The 9,871-nt window shown below is 68.6% G+C and carries 9 protein-coding genes and 2 pseudogenes; 4 read left to right on the top strand and 7 right to left on the bottom strand.

The window, feature by feature from the left end; genetic code table 11:
- From ABZ260_RS38420 to ABZ260_RS38450, 7 genes and pseudogenes are all read right to left on the bottom strand, one after another.
- Positions 1-446 (bottom strand): annotated as a pseudogene (locus ABZ260_RS38420) (glycosyl transferase); the annotation flags it as partial.
- A 34-nt stretch (positions 447-480) separates the two neighbouring features.
- Positions 481-1,476, bottom strand: a complete 996-nt coding sequence (locus ABZ260_RS38425) for an NAD-dependent epimerase/dehydratase (protein WP_355627298.1) — start codon at positions 1,474-1,476, stop codon at positions 481-483.
- Positions 1,477-1,521: 45 nt separating this feature from the next.
- Positions 1,522-2,094 carry a GNAT family protein gene (locus ABZ260_RS38430; protein ID WP_355627300.1) on the bottom strand — a complete coding sequence of 191 codons (573 nt, stop codon included), beginning with the start codon at positions 2,092-2,094 and terminating at the stop codon, positions 1,522-1,524.
- Between the two features lie 63 nt (positions 2,095-2,157).
- Positions 2,158-3,117 (bottom strand): aldo/keto reductase, encoded by a 960-nt coding sequence (locus tag ABZ260_RS38435; RefSeq protein WP_355627302.1) that lies wholly within the window; start codon positions 3,115-3,117, stop codon positions 2,158-2,160.
- 68 nt (positions 3,118-3,185) lie between these two features.
- Positions 3,186-4,913 (bottom strand): PH domain-containing protein, encoded by a 1,728-nt coding sequence (locus tag ABZ260_RS38440; protein ID WP_355627303.1) that lies wholly within the window; start codon positions 4,911-4,913, stop codon positions 3,186-3,188.
- Positions 4,910-5,440, bottom strand: a complete 531-nt coding sequence (locus ABZ260_RS38445; protein WP_355627305.1) for a PH domain-containing protein — start codon at positions 5,438-5,440, stop codon at positions 4,910-4,912. The genes ABZ260_RS38440 and ABZ260_RS38445 overlap by 4 nt, the downstream gene beginning before the upstream one ends.
- A 214-nt stretch (positions 5,441-5,654) precedes the next feature.
- On the bottom strand, positions 5,655-5,981 hold the full coding sequence (locus ABZ260_RS38450) for a hypothetical protein (RefSeq protein WP_355627306.1): 327 nt from the start codon (positions 5,979-5,981) through the stop codon (positions 5,655-5,657).
- 463 nt (positions 5,982-6,444) lie between these two features.
- Between ABZ260_RS38450 and ABZ260_RS38455 the strand changes: the two genes are divergently transcribed.
- The 4 genes and pseudogenes from ABZ260_RS38455 to ABZ260_RS38470 form a co-directional block, all read left to right on the top strand.
- A complete protein-coding gene (locus ABZ260_RS38455; protein WP_355627308.1) occupies positions 6,445-6,975 on the top strand; it encodes a GNAT family protein in 531 nt (176 codons plus the stop codon).
- A gap of 53 nt (positions 6,976-7,028) precedes the next feature.
- Positions 7,029-8,138 carry a DegT/DnrJ/EryC1/StrS family aminotransferase gene (locus ABZ260_RS38460; protein WP_355627310.1) on the top strand — a complete coding sequence of 370 codons (1,110 nt, stop codon included), beginning with the start codon at positions 7,029-7,031 and terminating at the stop codon, positions 8,136-8,138.
- A 62-nt stretch (positions 8,139-8,200) separates the two neighbouring features.
- A complete protein-coding gene (locus ABZ260_RS38465; RefSeq protein ID WP_355627312.1) occupies positions 8,201-9,604 on the top strand; it encodes an NDP-hexose 2,3-dehydratase family protein in 1,404 nt (467 codons plus the stop codon).
- Positions 9,605-9,646: 42 nt separating this feature from the next.
- Positions 9,647-9,871: pseudogene (locus ABZ260_RS38470) on the top strand (glycosyl transferase); the annotation flags it as partial.

Genomic DNA, 9,871 nt, shown 5'->3' on the forward strand with positions numbered 1-9,871 from the left:
GCGGCGCCGCAGGCTTTGGCCGCGATCGGTGCGGCGAAGGTCAGTGGTTCCCAGATGACCAGGTCGGGTTGCCAGGAGCGGGCGAACTCCACCAGACCCCCGATGATCGGGAAGTTGCTCACCCGGTGCCAGCCCTGCACCGCCTTCGCCATCCCCGGCCTGAGGTAGTCCCAAGTGGCCTTGGCCGGGTCGTCGAAGGCGTCGTACGGCGCCATGATGCCGACGCGCAGGGCGTCGAGCATGTCCTGCCTGTTCTGGGTGATCCGCCACGAGCTGCGGTCCTCGCCCACCGGGACGGCGGTCAGGCCGGCCTGGGTGATCACCTTGGCGAAGGAGGGCTGACCGGCGACGCACACCTCGTGGCCGGCCGTGCGCAGCGCCCAGGCCAGTGGCACGAGGTACTGGAAGATGCTCTTCTCCGGGTTCACCGCGAACAGGACGCGCACGGGGCTCTCCTCCTTCGGTCAGGTGGTCAGGTGGTCAGGCGGACTCGTGCACGATGGCGGCCGCCGCGCTCTCCAACCCCTCCAGCAGCGGCACGCGGGCGGTCCAGCCGGTGACCTCCTGGAACGCCGACGGGTCGGCCACGAAGTCCAGCACGTCCGTGGGCATGGAGTGCTCCGCGGGCGCGACCGAGACGACCGGCACCGGTGGCCGTCCCGAACGGGTCGCGACGACCTTCGAGATCATCGAGAACAGGTCGGCGACGCTGGTCACCTGACCCGTGCCGACCAGCCAGTGCCGCCCGGAGGCCGTCTCGGCCTGGTCCAGCGCGGTGACGAACGCGGCGGCCGCGTCGTCGACGCAGAGCAGGTCGCGCTTGGTGGAACCGTCGTGCCACACCGTCAGCGGTTGCTGGGCGAACGCACGGCGCATCATCACCGAGACCACCCCCCGGTCCAGCGTGGTCGGGTCCGTCCCCCGGCTGTAGAGAGTGGCCAGCCGCAACGTGCTGCCCCGGATCAGCCCCTCGGCGTCGGCGGCCTCGATCGCGCGCTCCGCGGCCAGCTTGTGCCGGTCGTACGCGGTCAGCGGCTCGTCCGGTTCGCTGCCGTCGAGCCGGGCGGACGAGGAACGCCCCGCCTGCGAGACCGAGCCGGCGAAGACCACCACCGGCGGCCGCTCCGGGCGGTGTGCCCGGACCGCGTCGATGAGGTCGTGGACCAGGCCGAGGTTGACCCGCTCCGCGGCGGGGTCGGCCGCGGCCGCCCGCCATGTGCTCGCCTTTCCCATGTGCGCGACCAGATGGATCACCGCGTCCGCGCCGCGGACCGCCTCGGCGACGGCGTCGCCTCCGGTCAGGTCGAGAGGGCGGACCTCCACCTCGGCACGGGACCGTCGCGGGACGGTGGTGGGCCGGCGCCCGACGAGCCTGAGGCGGACCGGCCTGGCCGCCAGTTCGCGGGTGACGGCCGTCCCGAGGAGGCCCGAGGCGCCGAGCACGGTGATCAGTGGTTTCGCGGCTGTCGTCGCCACATCATCTCCTTCGTCGTCGTAGCCGGGGAGCCGCGACCGCCGTCGTCAGGACACGTCGAGTGGCTGAGCCGGGGCGGTCCGCCAGCTCAGCGACGGGTGAAGCATCCTGTCGGTGTTCTTGTCGACGTACTCCTCCCACCCGGCGCGCTCGATCTGGAAGTTGTGCAGGTCCCAGTGGCGCCCGCGGAAGTACATGTGGTCGCGCAGCGCGCCGATCTCCTGGTCACCGGCGGTGAGCCCGAAGGAGGCGAAGCTGGCCTCGGTGGTCTGCCCGATCACCCGGTCGATGTCCAGCGTGGCGAAGGCGTAGTTGACCAGCAGCAGGATGGCCTCGGAGCCCACGCCCAGCCGGGCCCGCCGGGGGTCCAGGTAGACGGCGCACCTGATGTGCCCCGCCGGGTCGAGCGCGTGGAGCCCGCCGAAGCCCAGACGCTCGCCGGTGCTCCTCGTGGTGACGTGGAAGATGGCGTGTGCCCTCATCGTTCCCCGGGCGGGCCGTACCGCCGGGCGGATGCTCTCCACGCCGGTGCGCACGAAGACCTGGGCGAAGTCCGCCTGGTCGGTGCTGCTCGCCGGATGGAGCACGATGCGGCGTGACGCCGTGTGCGGAAAGAGCAATTTCTCGTGTCCCGTCGTCTGATGTGGTGAGGGTCCGGTGGGTCATCCGCCGCCGCGGCTCGGTCAGGCCCGGCGCGCCGGCCGGTCGGCGCCCGCGGAGCGGAACTGGTCCCAGCTCATCTCGCCCACCGCCTGCGGCAGGTCGTCGATGTCACGCAGGTCCTCGGAGGTGAGATGCAGGTCGACCGCGGCCGCGTTGTCCCCGAGCCAGTGGAGCTTCCGCGTCCCGGGGATGGGCACCACGTTGTCCCCCTGAGCCAGGGTCCAGGCGATCGCCACCTGCGCGGGAGTGGCCCCGTGCCGGTCGCCCACCCTGCGCAGCCCTTCGATGATCGCGTGGTTGGCGCTCATCGCCTCGGGGCGGAAGCGCGGGTCCCGGTTGCGGGAGTCCTCCGTGCCGATGGCCGAGTGGTCGATCTTGCCGGACAGGTATCCGCGGCCGAGGGGGGCGAAGGCGAGGAACCCCACGTTGTTCTTCTGGCTCCACGGCAGTACGTCCTCGCGGTTGGCCGTGGCCCACACCGACAGTTCGTACTGCACGGCGGTGATCGGGAACACCGAGTGGAGCAGTTCCAACTCGTCACAGGTGGCGTGCGAGATGCCCAGAGCCCGGACCTTTCCCTCGGTGACCAGCTCGCCCAGGGCTCCCCAGGTCTCGACGAGGGGGACGGCGGGGTCGACGCGGTGCAACTGGTACAGGTCGATGACGTCCACCTGGAGCCGCTGGAGCGATCCCTCGCAGGCGGCCCGCAGGTACTCGGGCCGGCCGTTGCGGTGGAACTTGCCGTCCGGCATGACCACCAGGCCGCACTTGGTGGCGATCGTCACGTTGTCCCGATGCGATCTGAGCGCCCGTCCCAGAAGCAGTTCGTTGGTGAACGGCCCGTAGACGTCGGCCGTGTCGAAGATGTCGATGCCGTAGGAGACGGCTCGGTGGATGACCCGGACGGACTCCTCGTCATCCCGCTCGGTCGGCCCGTAGCCGTGGGACATGGAGCTGCAGCCGAGGCCGATCGCGCTCACGGAGAAACCATCCGTGAGATTGGTCGTGCGCATTTTCTACCCCCTGTCCACCAGGTAGGTGATCTAGGTCAGCTGGACGGGTTCTCGTGGCCCATGTCGGGTGGCGGATCTCCGGCCGGCCGGTCCGCGAGGAACTCGGCCACCAGCTCCGGGGTTCCGCCATGGATGAACGTCACGGCCTCGTCGGCAGCGATGTCCGGTATCTCGTAGAAGCGAGCTCCGGCCGCGCTCGACACCCGGACGGTCTTCAGGCCCAGGGCGCGCTGGAGAAGAGACTGGCTCAGCGTCCAGCCGATCACTCCCCGGTGCTGGAGCACGACGGTCGCCCGCCGTATCAGTCCGGACCGCGCCACGAGGTACGGCCCCGCCATCGTGTGCCCGAGCGACCGGTAGGCGACGAAGGCGAGTACTCCGCCCACCGGGATCAGTGCGACCGGGATCAGCCAGAGCCCGCGGACGAGGGCTCCTGTCGCCCCCAGCCAGGCCAGCAGGCCGGCGACGATCCCCAGCGTGAGGACGGTGCCCACCAGCCTGCGGTACAGCGCGGTACGCGGGTGCGCGCGAAGCGGTGCCTGCAGCGGCCGGTGCTCGTCCCCGAGCACGAGAACCGCCACCCGGTGGGCCTCGCTGACGTGTGTCCGCGGCAGGATGGCGCTGGAGGCGTCGCTGCCGGGAATCCAGCGCAGCCCGGTTGAGATGACCTCCGTCTCGGCGAGCCCCATCCAGCGGGAGAGCAGCGGCTCGCTGATGTGGATCCCGCGCAGGCGCCGGTCGTCGCGGTAGACCTCGCGCGTCTGGAAGAGTCCCTGCCTGGTGAGCAGCGCCGTGCCGTCGTCGGTCCTGGTGCGGACCAGCTCGAAGTTCCACCTCTCCTTGACGAAGGAGATCGCGAGGCCGACGGTGCCGAGCAGGAAGCCGCCGCCGGCTCCGACGGCGATCGACCAGCCGACCCCGAGGGCCTCCCACCCGATCGCATCACGGATGATCTCCATGAGGTCGACGTCGAACATCTGCAGCGTCAGGCTCGTGCTCCACAGGAACAGCGCCGCGGCGAGGAAGGCCCAGACGCTGAGCACGTTGTAGAAGAACCAGGACCACTGAAGCCGGGCGAGAAGGGTCTCCTCCGCCCGCTTCGGGACCTCGGGCTGGTCGGCGTCGTTCCGCTGGACGCCCAGGAGATCGTCGCGGATCTTCTCGGCCTGCTCCTTGGCGACCGCGTCGAGCTTGAACGACGTGCGCGCCTCGCCGGAGGCGATGGTCACCACGCGGAGCCCGGTGAGCCGGTGCCGGAGTTTCGCGCCGGTGTCCACCGTACGGATCCGGTCTCTGGGAACCGAGCGGTACTTGCGGACCAGCATCCCCCTGCGGATCTCGACCCTGTCCTCGGTGATCCGGAACCGGGTGGTCAGCCAGCGTCGCAGGGCCATGACGCTGACGATGACCCCCAGCGCGCTGGCGATGAGGACCGGCCAGGCGTCGAAACCCCGCCCGAAGACGACGGTGACGAGCACGCTGGGAAGGATGGTGAGCACGAACCTGGTCGCATCGACCAACGCCAACCGGCTGTTCAGGCGTTGCCACGGGGCCTCCTCGCCGTCCGGCGCCCGAGCCTCCGTCGGCGTCGGCGTCGGCGTCGGCGTCGGCACCTGTACCTCCGCCGACGCCGGCACCTGCGCCTCCACCGGCGCCCGCACCGATGTCGGCACCGATGTCGGCACCGGTGGAGGCGGTGGCACGGCGGGCGGGGGTGTCAGGACTTCGGGGAGAGGTTCGTCCACCGACTTCCCGGCGTTCACGTGGCATCTCCCGGAGTGGCCTGAGTGATCTCGGTGAGCCTGCGCGAGTGCTCGGCCGCCACCGCGGCGGTCAACCCCGCGATGCTGATCGCGCCCTCCCTGGACGCGGTGGTCACCTTGAGCGTGGCCAGCCCCAGCATGGTCTGCAGGGGGCCTCTCCTGGTGTCGATGGACTGGATGCGCGAGATGGGGGTGATCCGCCATTCGCGGGTTATCCAGCCGTTCAGCGCGTAGACGGCCTGGTCGGTGATCTCCCAGCGGTGCACCAGATAACGCCAGGTGGGCATGACCGCGATGTTCACCGCATAAATCACCGCGAAAATCACCAGTACCGGACCCAGCCACGGCCGGGTTTCGGGCACCAGCGCGTAGGCGATGCCGAGGCCGCTGACAACGAGTATTCCCCAGATCAGTGCGTTGAGCGTCCACATGAGGATCGCCCGCCGTTCGACCCGATGCCTCGGAGGGCGCAGCGCGAGCGGTTCTCGGGCCTGTCCTGGGGAGGTCGCATACGATGTGTCAGGCATGTTGTGATCCTGTGTCGGTGGGGTCTCCGGGCATAATGAACGGCCTGTCGTCTGAAGCGGTTCCGGTAAATGGGACCGATTGTTGGACGCTTGTTTTTTTTGGGCGTGCGCGGCGCATGACTGCGTTTTCTCCGCCCGTCGGCCGACGCCTCGGATTCCGGTCATGCCACCGCCGCGCTGTCTCGCTGGCGGGACAGCGCACGGGCCGGTGGCGCTATACCGGCGTCGTCTGCTCGCGGAGCTCCTCCGAGGCCTCCTGCTGCTCGTCGTCCTTGGCGGTGAAGCGGACGATGAACTCGGCGAGGTCGCGGAATGTCTCGCCCTCGAAACCCTCGAACCGCTCCAGGAGCTTCAGCTGCGTGGTGTTCTCCAGCTCCAGCAGGACCTGGACCATCGAGAACGAGTCGAGGTCGTGCAGGGACTCCGGCTGGGGCACGTCGGGCTGCTCGGCGCAGATCATTTCCGCCGTGCCCCGTACCATCCGCTCCACGTCGTCGATCAGGGTGAGGTCGACGCCGGCGGCAAGGTCTTTATCCGACATGTCTTTTGTCCTTTCGTGCGGTCGCGGTGATATCTACGCGAGTTTCGAATCGACACCGCTTCGAAGTGCTTTCGCGGGTCCCGCTCGGAAACGGAGCTTTGTAGGTGGACACCTAAACGTCGACGACAGTAGTCACGGCGTCGCGGCGGGGGCAATAGCGTAAGACCGGTTCACCGTACGGTCTCATGCTTTTCCGTGGCGATGGAAATATCAGTGGGATTCCGGTGAACGATCCGGTGTGGTAGACCTGGTAAACACCCGAAGGGTTTCGGCTCCCCGGTCTTCAGAAGGCATGCTGATTCGATGCGCGCCTGTCCTGTCCCGCTGGCGGGACGGGCGGACGGCCTACGGTATGAGACCGCGCATGTTTTCCCGATCGACGTCCAGAAATCTGTGCCGCCTGGCGGGTGAATGCCATTTCATGTCGCCGGAACCCGGACTCCGAAACGAGGATGACCGAGAAATGCTCTTTCCCCACACAGAGTCCAGGCAGATCGAGTTGCGGCCGGCGGGTGTCAAGGACGCGGCCAAGGTCTACGACATCCTGTTCCGGCTGGGACACGGTGGCCTGCCGGTGATCGACAGGTTCGTCGACACCTTCGGGCAGGGGTTGGCCGCCTGTTTCCTGGTGTACCGCAAGGACACCGGGGAGATCGTCGGATTCAGCACGTTGTCCGACCTCTCTCCGGCGGGTCACCTTCGGGCCGACGTCCACCTGGCCGGTCAGCCGGACGAGGTCAGGACGGACGCGGTCGCGCTCACGGTCAACTTCGCCTTCGCGATGTGGCGCACCAGAAAGGTGTACTTCCACGCCATCGAGGCCGGCGCCGAAAGTCTCGGATTCACCGAGCCGCACACGGCGATGGTCGAGGCGGAGGCAGTCCTGCCCAAGCACATGTACTTCCACGGCCGGGTGTGGGACGTCCACGTTTTCGCGATCTATCGCGAAGGCTGGGACGCGCACGGCGTGGATCTTCTCAAGCACATCGTCTGAGTCCCCGGCCACATGCCGAACGGGTCTTTGCGTATTGGAGGTGACGTGCCCCGATGACCCTCTATGTATGGGGTTATCTGCCGGAGTACGAGAAGGAACGCGACGACATCCTCGATGCGGTCGACACGGTGTTCCGCTCGGGGCAGCTGGTGCTGGGACCGAGGGTCCGGGCATTCGAGCAGGAGTTCGCGGCCTATCACGGTGTCGAGCACTGCGTGGGAGTCGACAACGGGACGAACGCCATCGTGCTCGGACTGCGGGCCCTCGGGGTCGGCGCCGGGGACGAGGTGATCACCGTCTCGAACACGGCGGCGCCCACGGTGCTGGCGATCGACGCGGTGGGCGCCACACCGGTGTTCGTCGACATCGACCCGGAGACCTATCTGATGGACGTCGAGCAGGTGGCGGGAGTGGTCAGCGACCGCACCCGGTGCATCCTGCCGGTCCACCTGTACGGCCAGTGCGTGGACCTGGCGCCCCTGGAGGCGATCGCCGCGAAGCATGGCCTGCCGATCCTGGAGGACTGTGCGCAGGCGCACGGCGCCCGCCGGCACGGCCGTATCGCGGGCTCGACGGGTAAGGCGGCGGCGTTCTCGTTCTACCCGACGAAGGTGCTGGGAGCGTACGGCGACGGCGGCGCGACCATGACCGGCGACGCCGAGGTCGCCGCCAACCTGCGCCGGCTGCGCTACTACGGGATGGAGAGCCAGTACTACGTCGTGAGCACGCCCGGCTACAACAGCAGGCTCGACGAGGTGCAGGCCGAGATCCTCCGCCGCAAGCTGACCCGGCTCGACGACTACATCGCCAAGCGGCGCGCGATCGCGGCACGCTACGAGCAGGCGTTCGCGGACACCGAGCTGGTGACTCCCAGGACGGCGCCGGGCAACGACCACGTGTACTACGTCTACGTGGTGCGCCACCCCAGGCGGGACAAGATCATAGAGGCCCTCAAGGCGCGCGACATCTCGCTGAACATCAGCTACCCGTGGCCGGTGCACACCCAGTCGGGCTTCGCCCACCTCGGCTATGAGAAGGGGTCCCTGCCGGTCACCGAGGCGGCGGCCGACGAGATCTTCTCCCTGCCCATGTTCCCCTCGCTCTCCGACACCGATCAGGAGCGGGTCATCGACACGTTGCGTGCCGTACTGGCCACGGTTTGAGCGCTGCTCGCGCGCACCGACGGCCACCCGAACGAACCGAGGACAGGAAGAGGCCCGCCATCATGACCCGACTCGCCGCGTCGCACGCGGGAACGGACGGCAGAGCAGACGACGGCGCGCTCATGTCCATCTCCGGTTTCCATGACTGGTGGGCCGAACGGAACGCGGCCGGCCACTTCGCCGTGCGGCGGATTCCCTTCTCCGGGCTGGACGCGTGGGCCTTCGAACCGGACACCGGCAACCTCGGACACGAGAGCGGCCGGTTCTTCACGATCGAGGGCCTGCGGGTGCGGGACGGCGGTGTGGAGACCTGGTCGCAGCCGATCATCAACCAGTCGGAGATCGGTATCCTCGGCATCGTCGTCAAGGAGTTCGACGGTGTCCTGCACTGCCTGATGCAGGCGAAGATGGAGCCCGGCAACGTCAACACGCTCCAGCTCTCGCCGACCGTGCAGGCGACGCGCAGCAACTACACCCGGGTGCACCGCGGCACCGGCACTCCGTACCTGGAGTGCTTCATCGGGCCGGGCCGCGGCGAGGTACTGGTGGACGTCCTGCAGTCGGAGCAGGGCGCCTGGTTCTGGCGCAAGCGCAACCGCAACATGGTGGTGCTCGTGACCGGGGACATTCCCGTCCGCGAGGACTTCTGCTGGCTCAGCCTGGCCCAGATCCGTGAACTGACCCGAATCGACAACCTGGTCAACATGGACGCGCGGACGGTGCTGTCGTGCATGCCGTTCGAGCTGCCGCAGGAGGACGGCGCGCCGACCGACGACGCCTTCAGGGACGCGCTCGTCCGCTCCTACCAGCATCAGGTGGACGGCACGGAGACGCGGCCGCTGCACGCGATGGGGGAGATCCTCAGCTGGTTCACCGAGGCGAAGACCCGCTACGACTGGACCGCCCGGCTGGTCCCCCTGGAGGGCGTCGCCGGTTGGAAGCGCGGTGACGACGAGATCGCCGACCATGACGGCCGGCGGTTCCGCATCATCGCGGTCGAGGCGGAGGCCGGAACCCGGGAGGTCCAGCGTTGGACGCAGCCCCTGCTGTACCCCCGTGGCCAGGGACGGGCGGTGTTCTTCGCGCGGTCCATCCGGGGCGTGCTGCACCTGCTCGTCCAGGCCAGGCCGGAGTACGGTCTGATGGACATGGTGGAGATGGCGCCGACCGTCCACCTCCTGCCGGGCACGGAACCCACGGACATCGACGACCCGTTCACCCGCGACCTGCTGATCTCCCAGCCGGGTGTCACGCACTACGACGCCGTCCTCTCCGAGGAGGGCGGGCGCTTCTACAAGGCGCTCACCAGGTACCAGATCATCGAGGCCGACGAGACGATGCCGATCGACGTGCCGTCGAACTTCCGCTGGATGACCGTCCGGCAGCTACAGGACCTGCTCCGCCACGGTCACTACCTCAACATCGAGGCGCGCAGCCTGCTTGCCTGCATGCACAGCCTTTGCTGACCGCCGGCCACGCGCGGGCCGAGGAGACGAAGTGGAGTCACCGTGCGACTGCTGTTCACGACTGCGCCGCTGCGTGGCCATTTCTTCCCTCTGGTGCCGCTGGCCTGGGCCGCCCGCGCCGTCGGCCATGACGTCCTGGTCGCCACCACGGACGGCTTCGCCGCCGTGGTGGCACGGTCCGGACTGCCCGCCGCGTCCTTCGGTCCCGCGACGGACTTCGTCGAGCTGGTCGGCGACGAGCCGGCCGCCTCGGCTGCCGACGCCGAA

The sequence above is a fragment of the Streptosporangium sp. NPDC006013 genome, assembly GCF_040614275.1.
GTDB lineage: Bacteria > Actinomycetota > Actinomycetes > Streptosporangiales > Streptosporangiaceae > Streptosporangium.

Excerpts from the sequence above, each read along its gene's own strand:
- ABZ260_RS38455 (WP_355627308.1), top strand. The coding sequence starts at position 6,445 with ATGCTCTTTCCCCACACAGAGTCCAGGCAGATCGAGTTGCGGCCGGCG.
- ABZ260_RS38465 (WP_355627312.1), top strand. The coding sequence starts at position 8,201 with ATGACCCGACTCGCCGCGTCGCACGCGGGAACGGACGGCAGAGCAGAC.
- ABZ260_RS38450 (WP_355627306.1), bottom strand. The coding sequence starts at position 5,981 with ATGTCGGATAAAGACCTTGCCGCCGGCGTCGACCTCACCCTGATCGAC.
- ABZ260_RS38445 (WP_355627305.1), bottom strand. The coding sequence starts at position 5,440 with ATGCCTGACACATCGTATGCGACCTCCCCAGGACAGGCCCGAGAACCG.
- ABZ260_RS38460 (WP_355627310.1), top strand. The coding sequence starts at position 7,029 with ATGACCCTCTATGTATGGGGTTATCTGCCGGAGTACGAGAAGGAACGC.